Origin of the sequence: Streptomyces sp. NPDC002795 (assembly GCF_042888725.1) — a bacterium.
Taxonomy (GTDB): domain Bacteria; phylum Actinomycetota; class Actinomycetes; order Streptomycetales; family Streptomycetaceae; genus Streptomyces.
The window spans coordinates 520,576-538,524 of sequence record NZ_JBIAQB010000002.1 but is presented as its reverse complement, the minus strand read 5'-3'; the positions used below and the strand labels follow the sequence as shown (position 1 = coordinate 538,524).

Here is a 17,949-nt window from a genome sequence, read left to right as displayed (position 1 = left end):
GGAGAACCTCACCCATGAAGGTCAAGCCGAGCGTCAAGAAGATCTGCGACAAGTGCAGGGTGATCCGCCGTCACGGTCGGGTCATGGTGATCTGCGACAACCCGCGCCACAAGCAGCGCCAGGGCTGACGCAGACCCGTTCAACTGCAGTTCGATCGCAGAGTTCGCGCGACGCAGCACATTGAGTACATACGCAGGGCCCGCCGGCGACGTTCAGTCGTGGCGACACCCTCGGTCGGAGGCCGAGGACTCAGTTCGTACCAACTCTTCGCACGAAGAGGACGGCGGCTGGGAGTGGTTCTGCTACAGACCTCCGAAGAATCAACAGGAGCCATGAATGGCACGCGTTGAAGGTGTTGACCTCCCGCGCGAGAAGCGCATCGAGGTCGCCCTGACCTACGTGTTCGGCGTCGGGCGTACGCGCGCCCAGGAGACGCTGGACGCGGTCGGTGTCGACCGCAACATCCGCGTTCGCGACATCAGCGAGGAAGACCTCGTCAAGATCCGCGAGTACGTGGACCAGAACTTCCAGACCGAGGGTGACCTCCGTCGCGAGATTCAGGCCGACATCCGCCGCAAGGTCGAGATCGGCTGCTACCAGGGTCTGCGTCACCGTCGTGGCCTCCCGGTCCACGGCCAGCGCACGAGCACGAACGCGCGTACCCGCAAGGGCCCGCGTCGCGCCATCGCCGGTAAGAAGAAGCCGGGCAAGAAGTAGTCCTCAGCGGACGCTGTTCAGCGGTCTTCGCTGTAGGACCGACCACCTCCCTGTAGGAGAACGACATGCCCCCCAAGGGTCGTCAGGGCGCTGCCAAGAAGGTGCGCCGCAAGGAAAAGAAGAACGTCGCTCACGGCCACGCGCACATCAAGAGCACGTTCAACAACACGATCGTGTCCATCACGGACCCGACCGGCAACGTGATCTCGTGGGCCTCCGCCGGCCACGTCGGCTTCAAGGGCTCTCGCAAGTCCACGCCGTTCGCCGCGCAGATGGCCGCCGAGTCGGCTGCCCGTCGCGCGCAGGAGCACGGCATGCGCAAGGTCGACGTCTTCGTCAAGGGCCCGGGTTCCGGTCGCGAGACCGCCATCCGCTCCCTGCAGGCGACCGGCCTCGAGGTCGGCTCGATCCAGGACGTCACGCCGACGCCGCACAACGGCTGCCGTCCCCCCAAGCGTCGCCGCGTCTGATCCCGGTCAGTAGCGCAGGCCGCTTGGTCTGAGGTTTTCGGGCGGTACGGCTCCTTCGGGCCGTGCCGCCCGTACCATTGCAGTACTAGTCGGGCATCAAATAGTGGGTGCCCACGACTGAAGGATTCACTTCATGCTGATCGCTCAGCGTCCCTCGTTGACCGAAGAGGTCGTCGACGAATTCCGCTCCCGGTTCGTGATCGAGCCGCTGGAGCCGGGCTTCGGCTACACCCTCGGCAACTCCCTGCGTCGTACGCTCCTCTCCTCGATTCCGGGTGCGGCGGTCACGTCCATCCGTATCGACGGTGTCCTGCACGAGTTCACCACCGTGCCGGGCGTCAAGGAGGACGTCACCGACCTCATCCTGAACATCAAGCAGCTGGTCGTCTCCTCGGAGCACGACGAGCCGGTCGTGATGTACCTGCGCAAGCAGGGCCCGGGTCTGGTCACCGCCGCCGACATCGCGCCCCCGGCCGGTGTCGAGGTGCACAACCCCGACCTCGTCCTCGCCACGCTCAACGGCAAGGGCAAGCTGGAGATGGAGCTGACCGTCGAGCGCGGTCGCGGCTACGTCTCCGCCGTGCAGAACAAGCAGGTCGGTCAGGAGATCGGGCGCATCCCGGTCGACTCGATCTACTCGCCGGTTCTCAAGGTCACGTACAAGGTCGAGGCCACGCGTGTCGAGCAGCGCACCGACTTCGACAAGCTGATCGTCGACGTCGAGACCAAGCAGGCGATGCGTCCCCGTGACGCCATGGCCTCCGCCGGTAAGACGCTGGTCGAGCTGTTCGGTCTCGCCCGCGAGCTGAACATCGACGCCGAGGGCATCGACATGGGCCCGTCCCCCACGGACGCCGCTCTTGCCGCTGATCTCGCCCTGCCGATCGAGGAGCTCGAGCTCACCGTTCGGTCGTACAACTGCCTCAAGCGCGAGGGCATCCACTCCGTGGGTGAGCTCGTCGCCCGCTCCGAGGCCGACCTGCTCGACATCCGCAACTTCGGTGCGAAGTCGATCGACGAGGTCAAGGCGAAGCTGGCCGGCATGGGCCTGGCCCTCAAGGACAGCCCGCCCGGATTCGACCCGACCGCCGCCGCCGACGCCTTCGGCGCCGACGACGACGCGGACGCCGGATTCGTCGAGACCGAGCAGTACTGATCGGTCTCACCTCCGGGGACGCCTTGCGCGTCCCCGGATCTCCGACAGGCGACCGCCTGCTCGGATACTGACCCTGGTACCTAGTACGGCCAGGGCAGACACCTAGGAGAAATCATGCCGAAGCCCGCCAAGGGTGCCCGTCTGGGCGGCAGCGCTGCGCACGAGAAGCTGCTCCTCGCGAACCTCGCGAAGTCGCTCTTCGAGCACGGCAAGATCACGACGACCGAGGCCAAGGCCCGTCGTCTGCGTCCGTACGCGGAGCGTCTGGTCACCAAGGCGAAGAAGGGCGACCTTCACAACCGCCGTCAGGTGCTCCAGGTCATCACGGACAAGGGCGTCGTCCACACGCTCTTCACCGAGATCGCCCCGCGCTACGAGAACCGTCCGGGTGGTTACACCCGTATCACCAAGATCGGTAACCGCCGTGGCGACAACGCGCCCATGGCTGTCATCGAGCTGGTCGAGGCCCTGACGGTCGCGCAGCAGGCCACCGGTGAGGCCGAGGCCGCCACCAAGCGTTCCGCCAAGGACGCCGAGGCCGCCGAGGCGCAGACCGAGGCTCCGGCCGAGGCCGCTGCCGAGGAGTCGAAGGACGCCTGAGGCTGACGCCTTGTGTGTGAGCGGGTCCGCCCTTCTGGGGCGGGCCCGCTTTCCGTTTCTCCTAGCTAGGGACTGTGGGTTGTGAGTGATGAGGTGGCGGACGGGTTCGTCCGGCTGCGGCTCGATGTGAGTTACGACGGCAGGGACTTCTCCGGGTGGGCCAAGCAGGCCTCCGGGCGGCGGACCGTGCAGGGGGAGATCGAGGACGCGCTCCGTACGGTGACCAGGTCCGCGCGGACGTACGACCTGACGGTCGCCGGGCGGACCGACGCGGGGGTGCACGCGCGGGGCCAGGTCGCGCACGTGGACCTGCCGGCGGAGGTCTGGGGCGAGCACCGGGAGAAGCTGCTGAAGCGGCTCGCGGGGCGGCTGCCGAAGGATGTGCGGGTGTGGTCTGCGGCGGAGGCGCCGAGCGGCTTCAACGCGCGTTTCTCGGCGATCTGGCGGCGGTACGCGTACCGGGTGACGGATCATCCGAGCGGCGTCGATCCGTTGCTGCGGGGCCATGTGCTGTGGCACGACTGGCCGTTGGACGTCGACGCGATGAACGAGGCCGCCGAACGGCTGCTCGGCGAGCACGACTTCGCCGCCTACTGCAAGCGGCGTGAGGGCGCGACCACCATTCGTACGCTTCAGGAGCTCAGTCTTGTGCGCGGCGACGACGGGATCGTCACCGCGACCGTGCGGGCCGATGCCTTCTGCCACAACATGGTGCGGTCGCTGATCGGGGCGCTGCTGTTCGTGGGTGACGGGCACCGGACGGCCGACTGGCCCGGCAAGGTGCTCGCCGCGGGTGTGCGGGACTCCGCCGTGCACGTGGTCCGGCCGCACGGGCTGACGCTGGAGGAAGTCGGTTACCCCGCCGACGAGTTGCTCGCCGCGCGCAACAAGGAGGCGCGCAACAAGCGGACGCTCCCGGGCGCCGGATGTTGCTGAGGGCGGCGCCCGGGGTGGCGGTCAGCCCGACGTCGCCGCCGCGGAGGCCTGGACCTCGCCGCGCCGCTTGATCTGCTGGAAGGTGAATTCCTGGAGGTCGTCGCCGAGGGAGAACACCATGGTGTCCTTCTTCGAGGCGTCCTGGCCGTTGGTGAGGCCGCCGTTGGTGAAGTACGTGTAGCGGCCCACCGAGTTGGCGGTCTGGCGGCACACCGTGGTGCGGCAGAACGCGGGCACCCCGGAGCCCGGCAGCGAGGCCACCGCGCCGTCGAAGTCGTACTGCTCCTTGGCCTTCGACGCCTGTGCCTTCGTCTTGAAGACGGCGACACCGATGGTGACCGCGGAGTTGCCCTTGTAGTACGTGGCGCGGATCAGCTGGTTGCAGTTGTTGTTCTTCAGTACGCCGGACAGGCCCTTCTGCGCGGCCGAAGCGCAGTCGGTGGTGCGGGCCGTGGCGCCCTTCGTGTAGACGCGGTCACCGAAGGTGAGCTTCTTGCCGGGGAAGAGCGTGTCCGCGCTGAGCGGGGCGGTGTCCTTCGCGGCGTTGTTGATGAAGTCGTTCGGGTCGAGCGGGGGCGGCGGGGTCGTCGCGTCGAAGGACGGCCCTCCCGACTTGCCCTCGCTGGGGATCTCCGCCGTACTCGGCAGCTGTTCGGCCGGTTTGTTGGCGGCTTCGTTCTTGCTGTTCGTCGAGACGATGCCCCACGCGACCGCCGAACCGACGGCGAGTGTGGCGACGATCGCACCGCCGATCACCATCCAGCGCTTCTTGCGCGCGCGTGCCTCTGATGCCTCCGCGAGCGATGCCCAGTCCGGGGTCGACCCGCCGTCATTGGGCCCCCACGGGGATCCCCCTTGCCCGAAACTCATGGGGCGCATCTTAGAGGTAAGGCCTGGTGTGGCATTGCCCTCGCCCTGTGGTGGAGGTGTGAGGGGTTTCCCCGCGTTACCGTGGAGGGGACACGACGCAGTGGACTGCACGGCCTCCGGAGCCCCGGGGGCCCCGCGTTTTGACCCATCCAGGGCGGCGCGGGTAGTCTCGGTCGTTGTTATACGTATCGGCTTGGTCGTTCTCACGCGAAGGGCCCTTACGTAGGTTCCCTGGAGCAGTTACCAGTGGCTCGCATACGGGTCAGCGTCCCCGGCATTGTGAGCCCCAGCTGCATGTCGCTTCAGTGGTGCCGTGTGTCAGGACCCCATTCACTGAAGAATCGAAGGCTACGAACCGTGCGTACGTACAGCCCCAAGCCCGGCGACGTGTCTCGCCAGTGGCACGTCATTGACGCTCAGGACATCGTCCTGGGCCGTCTGGCGACCACCGCCGCCATCCTTCTGCGCGGCAAGCACAAGCCGACCTATGCCCCGCACATGGACATGGGCGACTTCGTCGTCATCGTCAACGCCGACAAGGTGCACCTGTCCGGCAACAAGAAGACCCAGAAGATGGCGTACCGCCACTCCGGTTACCCGGGTGGTCTGCGCTCCGTCCGTTACGACGAGCTTCTGGAGAAGAACCCGGAGAAGGCCGTCGAGAAGGCCATCAAGGGCATGCTTCCCAAGAACACGCTCGGCCGTCAGATGCTCTCGAAGCTGAAGATCTACTCGGGCGACACGCACCCGCACGCTGCCCAGCAGCCGGTGCCGTTCGAGATCACTCAGGTCGCGCAGTAGTTCCGGCCACACCCCCTAAGACAGAAAAGAATCTGAGGAGAATCGTGGCCGAGACCACTGCCGAGACGCCGGTCGAAGAGATCGCCGACGTCGAGAGCTACACCACCGAGTCCGACGCCCCCGTCGAGGGCGAGTACACCTCGGAGTCCAACCCGGCGCGCTTCGGTGACCCGCAGCCGGCCGCCGGCCTGGGCCGCCGCAAGAACGCCATCGCGCGCGTTCGCATCGTGCCCGGCACCGGCAAGTGGAAGGTCAACGGGCGCACGCTCGAGGACTACTTCCCGAACAAGGTCCACCAGCAGGAAGTCAACGAGCCCTTCAAGGTGCTCGAGCTCGACGGCCGCTACGACGTCATCGCCCGCATCTCGGGTGGCGGCGTCTCCGGTCAGGCCGGTGCCCTGCGCCTCGGCGTGGCCCGCGCGCTGAACGAGGCCGACGCGGACAACAACCGCGGCGCCCTCAAGAAGGCCGGCTACCTCCGCCGCGACGACCGTGCGGTCGAGCGCAAGAAGGCCGGTCTCAAGAAGGCCCGCAAGGCCCCGCAGTACAGCAAGCGCTAAATTCCGCTGCCTGCTTGTTTTCCCGCTCGCCCCGGCGGCACGTATCGTGCCGCCGGGGCGTTCGGCTTATGACGATGTGAAGGTTCGGAGGACATCAAGGTGGGACGACTCTTCGGCACGGACGGCGTGCGCGGTGTCGCCAATGCGGATCTGACTGCGGAGCTCGCGCTCGGTCTGTCGGTCGCGGCGGCGCATGTTCTGGCAGAGGAGGGGTCGGGGCGCAGCCCTGTCGTGCTGGGGCGGCGGTCGGGTGACGGGCGGGAAGGCAGTTTTGAGGGCCATCGTCCGGTCGCCGTGGTCGGCCGTGATCCGCGCGCCTCGGGCGAGTTCCTGGAGGCCGCGGTCGTCGCGGGCCTGGCGAGCGCCGGAGTCGACGTGCTGCGCGTGGGCGTGCTGCCGACGCCGGCGGTCGCGTACCTCACGGGTGCGCTGGGCGCCGACCTCGGTGTGATGCTCTCCGCGAGCCACAACGCCATGCCGGACAACGGCATCAAGTTCCTCGCCCGCGGCGGCCACAAGCTGGACGACGCCCTGGAGGACCGCATCGAGGCGATCTACGAGAAGCACAGCACCGGTGCTCCGTGGAACCGCCCGACGGGCGCGGGCGTCGGCCGCGTGAAGTCGTACGGCGAGGGTCTCGACCAGTACATCGCGCACCTCGTGGGCGTGCTGCCGAACCGGCTCGAAGGCGTGAAGATCGTCCTCGACGAGGCGCACGGCGCGGCCTCGCGGGTCTCCCCGGAGGCCTTCACCCGCGTCGGTGCGGAGGTCGTCACGATCGGCGCCGAGCCCGACGGGCTGAACATCAACGACGGGTGCGGGTCGACCCACCTGGACCTGCTGAAGGCCGCCGTCGTCGAGCACAAGGCCGACTTCGGCATCGCGCACGACGGGGACGCCGACCGCTGCCTGGCCGTGGACCACACCGGGTCCGAGGTCGACGGGGACCAGATCATGGCGGTGCTCGCGCTCGACATGAAGGCGCGCGGGGTGCTGCGCGACGACACGCTGGTCGCGACCGTCATGTCGAACCTGGGCCTGAAGCTGGCGATGGAGCGCGAGGGCATCGCCCTCGTGCAGACCGCCGTCGGCGACCGGTACGTCCTGGAGAACATGAAGCAGAACGGCTTCGCGCTCGGCGGCGAGCAGTCCGGGCACGTCATCGTCCTCGACCACGCGACGACCGGTGACGGCACGCTGACGGGTCTGCTGCTCGCGGCGCGCGTCGCACAGACCGGGCGGACGCTGAAGGACCTGGCGAGCGTCATGGAGCGGCTGCCGCAGGTGCTCATCAACGTGCCGGACGTGGACAAGTCCCGCGTCACCACGTCCGGGGAACTGCAGTCGGCGGTGGCGAACGCGGAGCGTGAACTCGGCGCGACCGGGCGGGTGTTGCTGCGCTCGTCGGGTACGGAGCCGCTGGTGCGGGTGATGGTCGAGGCCGCGGACATCGCGCAGGCCCGGTCCGTCGCGGAGCGCCTGGCCGACGTGGTGAAGTCGGCGCTCGGCTAAGCCTGTTGCTTGGCGGTGCGGTCGCGTTGCTTGGCCCAGAGGTACTTCTGGGCGAGGAGCGTGGCCGTACCGGCCAGGACGATGCCGAGCAGGTTCAGCAGGAGCTGTTGGGTCGAGCCCCACATCTGGCCCATGTCGCCGTAGCTCAGCGCCACCGCGGCGTTCGCTGCCGCCGGGACCGTGGTCACCGAGATCGCGACGCCCACCAGGGCGCCGGACTTCGCCGAGGTGAGCGACAGGGTGCCGGCCGCGCCCGCGAGGACGGCCACCACGAACGAGAACCAGTCGGGCGCGTAGACGAAGCCGGTGTTCGGCCGGTCCGCCTCCAACTGGCCCTCGCTGAACAGGTTCACGGCGTCCATGAAGTAGCTGAAGCCCACCGTCACCGCCATCGCTACCGCGAAGCCGACGAGCAGGGCGACCAGGGAACGCCACGCCAGGCGCGGCGCCTTGCGCACCAGGGCCGTACAGAACCCGGCGAGCGGGCCGAACTCCGGGCCGACCGCCATGGCGCCCACGATCAGGATCGCGTTGTCGAGCACGACGCCGCACGCCGCGATCATCGTCGCGATGACCAGGAACGCCACGTACGTGATCGTGAGCGTGGACTCCTCGTGCGTGGCGTCCGAGAGCTGCTCCCACAGGACCGCGTCCGCGCCCTCGCCCGGCGCGTCCTCCTCGGCCTTGTCGGCGCGCATGGACAGCGACAGGTCGATGTTCTCGACGGAGATCGAGCCCGACCGGTCGATGCCCAACTTCCGCAGAGCGGCGATGAGTTCGTCACCGGCCTCGCGGGCGACGTCGCACATGACGACATCGCCCGACGGGTCGCGGGCGGCGCCCGGAAGCACCACCAGGTGCGTGGTGCCGGTCGTCCCCTCGACGAGGCGCACCACGTCGTCCGTCGATTCGGACGGCGTGATCAGGCGCAGATGCAGCATGGGGTCTTTCTAACAGCTACAGCTTGCGCAGGCGCAGCCGTTGCACCTTGTGGTCGGGGCCCTTGCGGATGACGAGTCCCGCGCGGCCGCGGGTGGGGGCCACGTTCTCCAGGAGGTTGACCTTGTTGATGGTGCGCCAGGTGGTGCGCGCGTAGTCCAGGGCCTCCTCCTCGGAGACCTGGGTGTACTTCCTGAAGTACGAGGACGGGTCCTGGAAGGCCGTCGCGCGCAGCTTGCGGAAGCGGTTGAGGTACCAGGCCTCGATGTCCTCCGCGCGTGCGTCGACGTACACGCTGAAGTCGAAGTAGTCGGCGAGACCGACGCGGGTGCGGCCGTCCTTGCCGGGCAGGGCGGGCTGGAGCACGTTCAGGCCCTCGACGATGAGGATGTCGGGGCGGCGCACCACGAGCTTCTCGCCGGGCACGATGTCGTAGATCAGGTGCGAGTAGACCGGGGCGGTCACCTCGTCCTTGCCCGCCTTGATGTCGGCGACGAAGCGGGTCAGGGCCCGGCGGTCGTACGACTCGGGGAAGCCCTTGCGCGACATCAGGCCGCGGGCCTGCAGTTCCTTGGTGGGGAGCAGGAACCCGTCGGTGGTGACCCGCTCGACGCGCGGGTGCTCGGGCCAGCGGGAGAGCAGGGCCTGGAGGAGGCGGGCGACGGTCGACTTGCCGACCGCGACGGAACCGGCGACCCCTATGACGAAGGGCGTGCCGGACTGGGCGGCCTTCTTGTTCGTCTCGCCGAGGAACGTGTTGAGCGCCCCGCGCAGGCCGTCGGTCGCGCCCACGTACAGGTTCAGCAGGCGGGAGAGCGGCAGATAGATGTCGCGGACCTCGTCCAGGTCGATCACGTCACCGAGGCCGCGCAGCCGCTCCAGCTCTTCCGCTGTCAGCGGCAGTGGCGTCTTGTCGCGAAGTGCACTCCATTCGGTGCGGGTGAGGTCGACGTAGGGAGTCACCTCCGGCTTCTGCCGGTGGGTGCTCCGGGAGGTCGCTTGTGCCTTGGGCTCGGAGACCGGAGAGATCACAGTCCATTGTTACGGCAGTGTGGCGGGTTGCGGCAGGTGGGGTGTGTCACGCCGGGGGGTGTGGGAACCCCGTTCGTCACAGGTTCGCCACAGGCGTGGGCAGGTATGGCCCCTGCGTGGAGGTGGCGATACATTCCGTGCACCCGTGGGACGGAACTCTGCTCGCGGGGCGGGAGGGGAACCGTGATGGCCGCGCTTCGTGTGCCGAATTTCGTCCGCCGCAGGTCGGCGGGTGCCTATGCCATGGACGACTGGGCGAGTCACGTCCGCAGCGAACTCGCCTACGAGCTGCCCGACGAGGACATCGGCGAGGACCTGGACGACTGCCTCGATTTCTACCGCCTCGGCAGCAAACCGCGCTGCGAGGAGATCGAGTACCTGGCGCTCGTGCGGGACGCGCGGGACCGGATCGACCGAGGGTGGACGGCCTGACGCCGGGTGCCGGATACCGGGCCCGGCGACCGTAAGGTCTGCTGCATGAGCATCATCGGGGTCGGTATCGACGTGGCCGAGATCGAGCGGTTCGCGGCGTCGCTGGAGCGTACGCCGAGCATGGCCGAACGCCTCTTCCTGGACGACGAGCTGCTGCTGCCCAGCGGGGAGCGGCGCGGGATCGCCTCGCTCGCCGCCCGGTTCGCCGCGAAGGAGGCCGTCGCCAAGGCGCTCGGCGCGCCGGCCGGGCTGCGCTGGACCGACGCGGAGGTGTGGGTCGAGGACAGCGGGCAGCCGCGGCTCCGGGTGAGCGGGACGGTGGCCGCGCGGGCGGCGGAGCTGGGTGTGCGGGGGTTCCATGTGTCGTTGAGCCATGACGCGGGGGTGGCGTCCGCGGTGGTGGTGGCCGAGGGGTAGGGCCGCTGCCGCTGCCCCTCGGCCGACCGCCCTACGACCGGTGGCGGAACACGATCCGGCCCCGTGTCAGGTCGTACGGCGTGATCTCCACCTGGACCCGGTCCGCCAGCAGGATCTTGATGTAGTTCTTGCGGATCTTGCCGCTGACGTGCGCGAGCACCCGGTGCCCGTTGTCGAGCTCCACGGTGAACATGGCGCTGCGCAGGCACTCGACGACGGTGCCCTCGGCGAGGACGCCGCCGGTCATCGGACCAGCTCCAGTGCGCGGTTCACGCGCCGCGCGCCGATGGCGTCGAAGAGGTTCTTCGCCGCTTCGTTCGACTCGTCCACCTCGGCGGACGCCGCCCGCACGCCGGAGCGGTGCAGGGTGTTCAGTACGTCGGCCAGGAGGGCCCGCGCGATGCCGCGGCGCCGCGCGTCGGTGCGGACCGCGAGAAGGCCGACGCGGGGGCGCCGGGTGGCCGTCGCCAGGCGCAGGAGGCCCAGGTAGGTGCCGTCCGGGGCCTCGGCCACGGTGTACTTCGCCGGGTCGACGACCGTGACGCCTGGTGGCAGCGGCCGTACCTCGGCCGGCATGGTGCGCCAGCCGACCGTGGCCTCGATCTCGCCGCGGACCGTACGGTCGAGGGCGCGCAGTCGTGTCTCGTCCGCCGCGCCTGCCGGGACGACGGTGACGTCCGCGGGCGGGCGCGCCGTACCGAGTCCCGTGACGGCGGGGTCGGTGGGCAGCGCGTACTCCCACTCGCCGCGGCCGACAGTGAACCTGAACTCCCGCCATTTCGACGCCAGTTCGGTGTCGTTCTCGTCGACGACGGTGTGCAGCGGGCCCGGCAGGTCGACGAGCAGCGTCTCGGCCAGGGCCGCGAACGCCGTGTCGTGCCAGGCGTCGACGCTGATGAAGCGGCGGCCGTCGGGCCGGTGGGAGGCGTGGCCGCGGCCGACCACCTCGTCGTTCTCCAGGGCGTGCCACTGGTGGTCGGCCACGCGGGTGACGACGACCGGATGGCGGGTGCTTGGTGTGTTCATCGGTGTCTCCTCGGGAGGCTCTCGATCTTGAGATCTTGGAGCGCTCCCGGCGACACCTGCTGTCAGCCGCCGGACCGTGACGAGCTGAGGGAGCACCCATGGGTGACTGCGTTCACGGGTCTCACCTCCCAGCTATGACTGCACGGTCATCGGTGACGGTAGCAAGGGGCGGGCGTCAGGCGAAGCGGTTTTCCGCGACGTCCTGCCAGGCGCTCCGCAGCCCTCCCGCCACGTCCTGCGCCGAGATCGGCGCCCCGTCCGCCGCGTGCCGCGCCGCGAGCCCGTGCAGGTGGGCGCCGACCGAGGCCGCGTCCAGTGGGGCGAGGCCCGCCGCGAGCAGGGAGCCGGTCAGGCCGGAGAGGACGTCACCGCTGCCGGCGGTGGCGAGCCATGGGGTGCCGGTGGGGTTCACGCGGGCCGGGCGGGTCTCGTCCGGCGGCGAGATCAGGGTCGTCGAGCCCTTCAGGAGGACCGTGGCGGTGTAGCGGGACGCCAACTCCCGTACGGATGCCAGGCGTTCGGTCTCCACCTGCTCGCGCGTCACGCCGAGGAGCGCGGCCGCCTCCCCGGCGTGCGGGGTCAGTACGGTGGGCGCCGTGCGGGCGCGGACCGTCGCCGGGTCGGCGAGGCGCAGCCCGTCCGCGTCGATGAGGACCGGGACGTCCGAGGCCAGGACGTCGTGCAGGCCCGACGTGTCGTCGCCGAGGCCGGGGCCGATCACCCACGCCTGGACCCGGCCCGCCTTCGCCGGCGGCCCGGCCGAGACGAGCGCCTCCGGGAAGCGGGCGAGCACCGCGTCCGCGGCCGGGCCCACGTAGCGCACCGCGCCCGCCCCGCCGTGCAGCGCGCCCGCCACCGCCAGGACCGCGGCGCCGGGGTAGCGGGCCGAGCCCGCGACGATGCCGACGACGCCGCGCCGGTACTTGTCGCTCTCGCCGGACGGCCGGGGGAGCAGCGCCGCCACGTCCGCGTACTGGAGCGCCTCCAGCCCTGTTTCGGAGGGCGCGAGTTCGAGGCCGATGTCGACGAGGCGGAGCGCGCCCGCGTACTCCCGCGCCGGGTCGACGAGGAGGCCCGGCTTGTACGTTCCGAAGGTGACGGTCGCGTCCGCCCGGACGGCGGCGCCGTGCACCTCGCCGGTGTCGGCGTCCACGCCGCTCGGGAGGTCGACGGCCACGACGGTGCCCCGTGCCGCGTCGGCCAGTTCGGCCGCCCGGGGGCGCAGGCCGCCCTTGCCGCCGATGCCCACGATGCCGTCGACGACGAGGTCGGCGCGGCCCACGCGTTCCGTGGCGCTCCCGTCCCGCGCGTCGAGGACCGTGCCGCCTGCCGCGCGCAGTGCCGCGAGACCCCGGGCGTGGGCCCGCTCGGGGGAGAGCAGCAGCGCCGTGACGCCCGCGCCGCGCCGTGCCAGGCGGGCGCCCGCGTACAGGGCGTCGCCGCCGTTGTCCCCCGAGCCGACGAGGAGGGCGACACGGGAGCCGTACACCTTGCCGAGCAGGTCGGCGCAGGCGGTGGCGAGGCCGGCCGCGGCGCGCTGCATCAGTGCGCCCTCCGGCAGCCGCGCCATGAGGGCGCGCTCGGCAGACCTGACCGTCTCTACGTCGTGAGCGAGTCGCATGTCGTCGAGTGTCCCTCAGGGCCGCCGCCCCGGCTGAAGTGTTTGTGCCGGATGCCAGATGCCGGATGCCGGATCGGCCAGCGGATTTCGTGTCACACCCCTCTGAGACACTGACCTCACCATGAACGAGAACGTGACTGCCCCGCTCCGCGCCCGCGCCGAGATCGATCTGGCCGCGCTCAAGGCCAATGTGAGGGCTCTGCGCGCGCACGCGCCCGAGGCCGCGTTCATGGCGGTCGTGAAGGCGGACGCGTACGGGCACGGCATGATCCCGGTCGCGCGGGCCGCCAAGGAGGCGGGGGCCGAGTGGCTGGGCGCCGCCACCGCCGAGGAGGCGCTGGAGCTGCGCGCGGCGGGTCTCACCGGGCGCATCATGTGCTGGCTGTGGGTGCCGGGCGGGCCCTGGCGGGCGGGCATCGAGGCCGGGCTCGACATGGGAGTGAGCGGCATGTGGGCGCTGCGGGAGGTCGTCGACGCCGCGCGCGCGGCAGGCCGGACCGCCCGTATCCAGCTCAAGGCCGACACGGGCCTCGGGCGGAACGGATGCCTGCCCGGCGACTGGCCCGAGCTCGTGCGGGAGGCGCTGAAGGCGCAGCGGGCCGGGTTCGTGAACGTCACCGGGCTCTGGTCGCACTTCGCGTGCGCCGACGAGCCGGGGCATCCGTCCATCGCCGCCCAGCTGACCGCCTTCCGGGAGATGGTCGCGTACGCGGAGGGCGAAGGCGTCACCCCGGAGGTCCGGCACATCGCCAACTCGCCCGGGACGCTGACCCTTCCCGAGACGCACTTCGACCTCGTGCGCCCCGGCATCGCGATGTACGGGATCTCGCCGAGCCCCGAGGTCGGCGCGCCCGGCGACTTCGGTCTTCGCCCCGTGATGACGCTGAAGGCGCATCTCGCGCTCGTGAAGCACGCTCCGGGTGGACTCGGCGTCAGTTACGGGCATCACTACGTCACACCGGGCGAGACGACGCTCGGCCTCGTCCCGCTCGGCTACGCGGACGGCATCCCGCGGCACGCGTCGGGCACGGCCCCGGTCCTGATCGGCGGCAAGCGGCGCACGGTCGCGGGCCGGGTGGCCATGGACCAGTTCGTCGTCGACCTCGGCGGCGACGAGCCGGCGGCGGGGGACGAGGCGGTGCTCTTCGGGCCCGGTGACGACGGCGAGCCGACCGCCGAGGACTGGGCGGTCGCGTCGGGCACCATCGCGTACGAGATCGTCACGCGCATCGGATCCCGCGTACCGCGCGTCTACGTGGACGAGGAAGGCGGCACCACGCGCGCGTGACCGGCGTCACGGCTTGAAGGTCCACCGACACGGCGGTCCGAGCCGCCACCATGTGAAGCAACAACGGAACGGGTAACCCGACACCGGACGACAGGCAGGACGCGGAGCAGGGAGCGGCACGTGAGCGAGAGCAGCGCACCGGCCACGGCGGCCGTCGTCGAAGCGGCGGAAAGGGCCGCGTCGGGGAACTGGCGGCGGGCCGGCCTCGCGGGCGCCGCCATAGGTGTGGTCGCGGCCGGGGCCGCCGCGGGCGTCGCCGTCGAGCGGCTGACCGTGGGGCGCGGGATGCGCAAGAAGGCGCGGCTCGCCCTGGACGCGTCGGGGCCCTACGGAGCACTGCGCGGCGTGCCGGGAAAGGCGTACGCGGAGGACGGCACGGAGCTGTACTACGAGGTCGACGAGGTGGACCCGGAGGCCGGTGGTACGACGCCGCGCAGACGCCGCCTGTTCGGCCGCAAGAACCCGGCGCCCGTCACCGTCGTCTTCAGCCACGGCTACTGCCTGAACCAGGACTCCTGGCACTTCCAGCGCGCGGCCCTGCGCGGCGTCGTCCGCTGCGTGTACTGGGACCAGCGCAGCCACGGGCGTTCGGGGCGGGGCGCCGAGCAGGTCGAGGACGGGGTGCCCGTCTCCATCGACCGGCTGGGCGGCGACCTGTTGGCCGTCATCGACGCGGCCGCGCCCGAGGGGCCGCTCCTCCTCGTCGGCCACTCCATGGGCGGCATGACCGTGATGGCGCTCGCCGACCGGTGTCCCGAGCTGATCCGCGACCGGGTCGTGGGCGCCGCCCTCGTCGGTACGTCGTCGGGGAAGCTCGGCGAGGTCAACTACGGGCTTCCGGTGGCCGGGGTGAACGCGGTGCGGCGGGTGCTGCCCGGCGTACTGAAGGCGCTCGGGCAGCGGGCCGACCTGGTGGAGAAGGGGCGCCGGGCGACGGCCGACCTGTTCGCCGGGATCATCAAGCGGTACTCGTTCGCCTCGCGGGACGTCGACCCGGCCGTCGCCCGGTTCGCCGAGCGGATGATCGAGGGGACGCCGATCGACGTGGTCGCCGAGTTCTACCCGGCGTTCGAGGAGCACGACAAGGCGGACGCCCTGGCGCACTTCGCGGACCTGCCGGTGCTCGTCCTCGCGGGGGAGCACGACCTGGTCACGCCGAGCGGCCACAGCGAGGCGATCGCGGCGCTGCTGCCGGACGCCGAGTACGTGCTCGTGCCGGACGCCGGGCACCTCGTGATGCTGGAACACCCCGAGGCGGTGACGGACCGGCTCGCGGACCTTTTGGTGCGTGCGGGCGCGGTGCCGGCAGCCGCTACCGTGGGGATTTATGGAGACACCGGCAACACCGCACAGCCCGGCGGCTGAGCCCGCCACCACGCCCGTCAGCACGGTCACCGTCACCGTCAACTCCCCGGACGGGATGCGGGAGTTGGGGCTCGCCCTGGCCAAACAGCTGCGCCCCAGCGACCTTGTGATGCTCACCGGCGAGCTGGGTGCGGGCAAGACGACGCTGACCCGTGGGCTCGGCGCGGGCCTGGGCGTACGCGGCGCGGTGACCTCGCCGACCTTTGTGATCGCCCGCGTGCATCCGCCGCTCGCCGAGGGCCCGGCCCTGGTGCACGTCGACGCGTACCGGCTCGGCGGTGGGCTCGACGAGATGGAGGACCTCGACCTCGATGTGTCCCTGCCGGACTCGGTGGTCGTCGTGGAGTGGGGCGACGGCAAGGTCGAGGAGCTGTCCGACGACCGCCTGCACGTGATCATCGACCGGGCCACTGGTGACACCACGGACGAGGTCAGGGTCGTGACGTTGAACGGGATCGGCGAGCGGTGGACCGAGGCGGACCTGGGGTCGCTCGCGGGCTGACCCCCGTTTCCTGCACGTATCTCGTCCCGTACGTATCCCGACAGGGCGTCGGCAAATTCTTGCGCGGCGTGCCTTCGGCGTGTTCACATGGAGGTCGGAGCTGGTTAGGTCTACCTAACTAAGCCCCCTAGACCGTCGCCGGGAGGCATTCATGTCGACTTCGGAACGTGAAGGTGCGCGCGCAGTGTCGATGCGGGATCTGTTGGCGTCGTGTGCGGCGGCGCGGGCTGTGTCTACGCCGCCGAATCCGCCGCGGCGGGTCGATTCGTCGTTGCGGCGCGACGGGGTTGACGACTCGGGGCGCTGCCCCGGACCCCGCGCCTCAAGCGCCGGCGGGGCTTGAATTACCGGCGAGGGCTGAATTACTTGACGACGACGACCTTCGCGCCGATCGTCGCGAACTGCCACATGTCGTCGGCGTCCTCGCGGGACTCGCGGATGCCGCCCGTCTGCTTGCCGGGGTCGGGGGCCGCCGTCGAACCGTTGACCGCCGCGCTGAAGCCGATCGCCACGCCGTTCGTGGTGGCGAAGCGGACCACGTGCTCGATCGGGACGCCGTCGGTGCCGGTCACGGAGCCGGAGCGGGAGGTCACCGCGTACGAGCCGGGCGCCGGGTCCACCGTGCCGGGCGTCACCCGGAACGTCGACTTCGTCTTGTTGCCCGGGCCGACCAGCCACACCCGGTCCCCGCCCAGCGCGTACACGACACGCTCGCCCTTGCCGGAGCCCGCGGGCAGCGCCTTCGGGTCCGTCTCCTTCTTGGGTGTCTTCGACGCCGAGGCGGAGGGCGAGGAGCCCTGCTTCTTCTCGGCGAGGTCGGAGGGCGCACTCGCCGACGCCTGGTAGGCGAGGAAGCCGACCACGACGAGTGATCCCGCCGTGAGCGCGGTCACGAATCCGGTGCTGCTCCGTGCCACCAGGTGCCTGCCTCTCAAGTACGAACCTCAGGGTGACGGTAGCAGTCGAGGCCCCGCGGCCCGGCCTTGCGGGAAGTCCGGACGTGTCCGCCTTCCGGTGGTCGTAGGCTGTTCGCGTGCTGTTGCTCGCTCTGGATACCGCCACCCCCGCCGTCACCGTCGCCCTGCACGACGGGACCTCCGTCGTAGCCGAGTCGAGTCAGGTGGACGCTCGTAGACACGGGGAACTGCTGCTGCCCGCCGTCGACCGGGTGCTCACCGAGGCCGGCCTGCGGCTCGACGCCGTCACCGGGATCGTCGTGGGCGTGGGCCCGGGACCGTACACCGGCCTGCGTGTCGGCCTGATGACCGCCGACACGTTCGGGCTCGCGCTCGGCGTGCCGGTGCACGGCGTGTGCACGCTCGACGCCCTCGCGTACGAGGCGCGGGACGCCTTGGACGGGCCCTTCGTCGTCGCCACCGACGCGCGGCGCAAGGAGGTGTACTGGGCGCGCTACGACGACGCGCGGACCCGGGTCACCGAGGCCGCCGTCGACCGGCCCGCCGACATCGCCTCCCTCGTGGAGGGCCTGCCCGCCGTCGGCGCGGGCGCGCTGCTCTTCCCGGACACCTTCCCGGACGCGCGCGGGCCCCAGAACGTGTCGGCCGCGGCGCTCGCCGCCCTCGCCGCCGAGAAGCTGGCCGCGGGCGAGGAACTCCTCGAACCGCGCCCCCTCTACCTGCGCCGCCCCGACGCGCAGGTCCCCAAGAACTACAAGGTGGTCACCCCCAAGTGACAGCCGTGGACG

At 70.5% G+C, this 17,949-nt stretch carries 23 protein-coding genes; 16 read left to right on the top strand and 7 right to left on the bottom strand.

All coding sequences use genetic code 11. The features are described from left to right. The first annotated feature begins 14 nt into the window (after positions 1 to 14). The 6 genes from rpmJ (at position 15) to truA (ending at position 3,879) form a co-directional block, all read left to right on the top strand. Positions 15 to 128 (top strand): 50S ribosomal protein L36, encoded by a 114-nt coding sequence (gene rpmJ, locus ACFYWS_RS07000; protein WP_003974245.1) that lies wholly within the window; start codon positions 15 to 17, stop codon positions 126 to 128. A 208-nt stretch (positions 129 to 336) separates the two neighbouring features. Next, positions 337 to 717 carry a 30S ribosomal protein S13 gene (gene rpsM / locus ACFYWS_RS06995; RefSeq protein WP_389270516.1) on the top strand — a complete coding sequence of 127 codons (381 nt, stop codon included), beginning with the start codon at positions 337 to 339 and terminating at the stop codon, positions 715 to 717. A 65-nt stretch (positions 718 to 782) separates the two neighbouring features. Next, a complete protein-coding gene (gene rpsK, locus ACFYWS_RS06990) occupies positions 783 to 1,187 on the top strand; it encodes a 30S ribosomal protein S11 (RefSeq protein WP_003948617.1) in 405 nt (134 codons plus the stop codon). A 133-nt stretch (positions 1,188 to 1,320) separates the two neighbouring features. Continuing rightward, the gene (locus ACFYWS_RS06985; RefSeq protein WP_003966937.1) at positions 1,321 to 2,343 is read left to right on the top strand and encodes a DNA-directed RNA polymerase subunit alpha; all 1,023 of its coding nucleotides are present in this window, start codon (positions 1,321 to 1,323) and stop codon (positions 2,341 to 2,343) included. Between the two features lie 114 nt (positions 2,344 to 2,457). Beyond that, a complete protein-coding gene (rplQ, locus tag ACFYWS_RS06980) occupies positions 2,458 to 2,943 on the top strand; it encodes a 50S ribosomal protein L17 (protein ID WP_389270511.1) in 486 nt (161 codons plus the stop codon). 81 nt (positions 2,944 to 3,024) lie between these two features. Beyond that, positions 3,025 to 3,879 (top strand): tRNA pseudouridine(38-40) synthase TruA, encoded by an 855-nt coding sequence (gene truA / locus ACFYWS_RS06975; protein ID WP_389270508.1) that lies wholly within the window; start codon positions 3,025 to 3,027, stop codon positions 3,877 to 3,879. 21 nt (positions 3,880 to 3,900) lie between these two features. On the opposite strand, the gene ACFYWS_RS06970 is transcribed toward truA, so the two are convergent. Beyond that, positions 3,901 to 4,749, bottom strand: coding sequence for a hypothetical protein (locus tag ACFYWS_RS06970; protein ID WP_389270505.1), 849 nt, complete (start codon positions 4,747 to 4,749; stop codon positions 3,901 to 3,903). Positions 4,750 to 5,106: 357 nt separating this feature from the next. Here ACFYWS_RS06970 and rplM point away from each other — a divergent pair, with 357 nt between their 5' ends. The 3 genes from rplM (at position 5,107) to glmM (ending at position 7,622) form a co-directional block, all read left to right on the top strand. Then, entirely contained in the window at positions 5,107 to 5,550 is a 444-nt protein-coding gene (gene rplM, locus ACFYWS_RS06965) for a 50S ribosomal protein L13 (protein WP_389270502.1), read from the top strand. Between the two features lie 44 nt (positions 5,551 to 5,594). Then, positions 5,595 to 6,110 carry a 30S ribosomal protein S9 gene (gene rpsI, locus ACFYWS_RS06960; RefSeq protein ID WP_266713119.1) on the top strand — a complete coding sequence of 172 codons (516 nt, stop codon included), beginning with the start codon at positions 5,595 to 5,597 and terminating at the stop codon, positions 6,108 to 6,110. Between the two features lie 99 nt (positions 6,111 to 6,209). After that, a complete protein-coding gene (gene glmM / locus ACFYWS_RS06955; protein WP_389270499.1) occupies positions 6,210 to 7,622 on the top strand; it encodes a phosphoglucosamine mutase in 1,413 nt (470 codons plus the stop codon). On the opposite strand, the gene ACFYWS_RS06950 is transcribed toward glmM, so the two are convergent. Together ACFYWS_RS06950 and coaA are read right to left on the bottom strand one after the other, a co-directional pair. Beyond that, positions 7,619 to 8,563 (bottom strand): DUF389 domain-containing protein, encoded by a 945-nt coding sequence (locus ACFYWS_RS06950; RefSeq protein WP_389270496.1) that lies wholly within the window; start codon positions 8,561 to 8,563, stop codon positions 7,619 to 7,621. The genes glmM and ACFYWS_RS06950 overlap by 4 nt on opposite strands. 16 nt (positions 8,564 to 8,579) lie before the next feature. Beyond that, positions 8,580 to 9,593 (bottom strand): type I pantothenate kinase, encoded by a 1,014-nt coding sequence (coaA, locus tag ACFYWS_RS06945; protein WP_389270494.1) that lies wholly within the window; start codon positions 9,591 to 9,593, stop codon positions 8,580 to 8,582. A gap of 186 nt (positions 9,594 to 9,779) precedes the next feature. On the opposite strand from coaA, the gene ACFYWS_RS06940 reads away from it, so the two are divergent. Together ACFYWS_RS06940 and ACFYWS_RS06935 are read left to right on the top strand one after the other, a co-directional pair. Next, positions 9,780 to 10,025, top strand: a complete 246-nt coding sequence (locus ACFYWS_RS06940) for a hypothetical protein (protein ID WP_389270491.1) — start codon at positions 9,780 to 9,782, stop codon at positions 10,023 to 10,025. 45 nt (positions 10,026 to 10,070) lie between these two features. After that, positions 10,071 to 10,442 carry a holo-ACP synthase gene (locus ACFYWS_RS06935; RefSeq protein WP_389270488.1) on the top strand — a complete coding sequence of 124 codons (372 nt, stop codon included), beginning with the start codon at positions 10,071 to 10,073 and terminating at the stop codon, positions 10,440 to 10,442. A 31-nt stretch (positions 10,443 to 10,473) separates the two neighbouring features. On the opposite strand, the gene infA is transcribed toward ACFYWS_RS06935, so the two are convergent. The 3 genes from infA to ACFYWS_RS06920 form a co-directional block, all read right to left on the bottom strand. After that, positions 10,474 to 10,689, bottom strand: a complete 216-nt coding sequence (gene infA, locus ACFYWS_RS06930; protein WP_389270485.1) for a translation initiation factor IF-1 — start codon at positions 10,687 to 10,689, stop codon at positions 10,474 to 10,476. Then, on the bottom strand, positions 10,686 to 11,468 hold the full coding sequence (locus tag ACFYWS_RS06925; protein WP_389270482.1) for a GNAT family N-acetyltransferase: 783 nt from the start codon (positions 11,466 to 11,468) through the stop codon (positions 10,686 to 10,688). The genes infA and ACFYWS_RS06925 overlap by 4 nt, the downstream gene beginning before the upstream one ends. A gap of 175 nt (positions 11,469 to 11,643) precedes the next feature. Then, the gene (locus ACFYWS_RS06920) at positions 11,644 to 13,089 is read right to left on the bottom strand and encodes an NAD(P)H-hydrate dehydratase (RefSeq protein ID WP_389270478.1); all 1,446 of its coding nucleotides are present in this window, start codon (positions 13,087 to 13,089) and stop codon (positions 11,644 to 11,646) included. Between the two features lie 121 nt (positions 13,090 to 13,210). Here ACFYWS_RS06920 and alr point away from each other — a divergent pair, with 121 nt between their 5' ends. From alr to ACFYWS_RS06900, 4 genes are all read left to right on the top strand, one after another. After that, positions 13,211 to 14,377 (top strand): alanine racemase, encoded by a 1,167-nt coding sequence (gene alr / locus ACFYWS_RS06915; RefSeq protein ID WP_389270475.1) that lies wholly within the window; start codon positions 13,211 to 13,213, stop codon positions 14,375 to 14,377. 120 nt (positions 14,378 to 14,497) lie between these two features. Beyond that, positions 14,498 to 15,742, top strand: coding sequence for an alpha/beta fold hydrolase (locus ACFYWS_RS06910; RefSeq protein ID WP_389270472.1), 1,245 nt, complete (start codon positions 14,498 to 14,500; stop codon positions 15,740 to 15,742). Next, positions 15,705 to 16,244 carry a tRNA (adenosine(37)-N6)-threonylcarbamoyltransferase complex ATPase subunit type 1 TsaE gene (gene tsaE / locus ACFYWS_RS06905; protein ID WP_389270469.1) on the top strand — a complete coding sequence of 180 codons (540 nt, stop codon included), beginning with the start codon at positions 15,705 to 15,707 and terminating at the stop codon, positions 16,242 to 16,244. The genes ACFYWS_RS06910 and tsaE overlap by 38 nt, the downstream gene beginning before the upstream one ends. 151 nt (positions 16,245 to 16,395) lie before the next feature. Further along, complete coding sequence (locus tag ACFYWS_RS06900) at positions 16,396 to 16,587, top strand: hypothetical protein (RefSeq protein ID WP_389270466.1); 192 nt, start codon at positions 16,396 to 16,398, stop codon at positions 16,585 to 16,587. 19 nt (positions 16,588 to 16,606) lie between these two features. Here ACFYWS_RS06900 and ACFYWS_RS06895 read toward each other — a convergent pair whose 3' ends face one another. Further along, on the bottom strand, positions 16,607 to 17,161 hold the full coding sequence (locus tag ACFYWS_RS06895; RefSeq protein WP_389270463.1) for a hypothetical protein: 555 nt from the start codon (positions 17,159 to 17,161) through the stop codon (positions 16,607 to 16,609). A 116-nt stretch (positions 17,162 to 17,277) separates the two neighbouring features. Between ACFYWS_RS06895 and tsaB the strand changes: the two genes are divergently transcribed. Then, positions 17,278 to 17,937, top strand: a complete 660-nt coding sequence (tsaB, locus tag ACFYWS_RS06890; RefSeq protein ID WP_389270460.1) for a tRNA (adenosine(37)-N6)-threonylcarbamoyltransferase complex dimerization subunit type 1 TsaB — start codon at positions 17,278 to 17,280, stop codon at positions 17,935 to 17,937. The last annotated feature ends 12 nt before the right edge of the window (positions 17,938 to 17,949 follow it).

What these genes read in the sequence shown, in the direction of transcription:
- alr (WP_389270475.1), top strand. Translation starts at nt 13,211, where the DNA reads ATGAACGAGAACGTGACTGCCCCGCTCCGCGCCCGCGCCGAGATCGAT.
- ACFYWS_RS06925 (WP_389270482.1), bottom strand. Translation starts at nt 11,468, where the DNA reads ATGAACACACCAAGCACCCGCCATCCGGTCGTCGTCACCCGCGTGGCC.
- rpsK (WP_003948617.1), top strand. Translation starts at nt 783, where the DNA reads ATGCCCCCCAAGGGTCGTCAGGGCGCTGCCAAGAAGGTGCGCCGCAAG.
- ACFYWS_RS06950 (WP_389270496.1), bottom strand. Translation starts at nt 8,563, where the DNA reads ATGCTGCATCTGCGCCTGATCACGCCGTCCGAATCGACGGACGACGTG.
- ACFYWS_RS06920 (WP_389270478.1), bottom strand. Translation starts at nt 13,089, where the DNA reads ATGCGACTCGCTCACGACGTAGAGACGGTCAGGTCTGCCGAGCGCGCC.
- tsaE (WP_389270469.1), top strand. Translation starts at nt 15,705, where the DNA reads ATGGAGACACCGGCAACACCGCACAGCCCGGCGGCTGAGCCCGCCACC.
- ACFYWS_RS06900 (WP_389270466.1), top strand. Translation starts at nt 16,396, where the DNA reads ATGTCGACTTCGGAACGTGAAGGTGCGCGCGCAGTGTCGATGCGGGAT.
- rplQ (WP_389270511.1), top strand. Translation starts at nt 2,458, where the DNA reads ATGCCGAAGCCCGCCAAGGGTGCCCGTCTGGGCGGCAGCGCTGCGCAC.
- ACFYWS_RS06935 (WP_389270488.1), top strand. Translation starts at nt 10,071, where the DNA reads ATGAGCATCATCGGGGTCGGTATCGACGTGGCCGAGATCGAGCGGTTC.
- ACFYWS_RS06940 (WP_389270491.1), top strand. Translation starts at nt 9,780, where the DNA reads ATGGCCGCGCTTCGTGTGCCGAATTTCGTCCGCCGCAGGTCGGCGGGT.
- ACFYWS_RS06985 (WP_003966937.1), top strand. Translation starts at nt 1,321, where the DNA reads ATGCTGATCGCTCAGCGTCCCTCGTTGACCGAAGAGGTCGTCGACGAA.
- infA (WP_389270485.1), bottom strand. Translation starts at nt 10,689, where the DNA reads ATGACCGGCGGCGTCCTCGCCGAGGGCACCGTCGTCGAGTGCCTGCGC.
- rpmJ (WP_003974245.1), top strand. Translation starts at nt 15, where the DNA reads ATGAAGGTCAAGCCGAGCGTCAAGAAGATCTGCGACAAGTGCAGGGTG.
- ACFYWS_RS06970 (WP_389270505.1), bottom strand. Translation starts at nt 4,749, where the DNA reads ATGAGTTTCGGGCAAGGGGGATCCCCGTGGGGGCCCAATGACGGCGGG.
- rpsM (WP_389270516.1), top strand. Translation starts at nt 337, where the DNA reads ATGGCACGCGTTGAAGGTGTTGACCTCCCGCGCGAGAAGCGCATCGAG.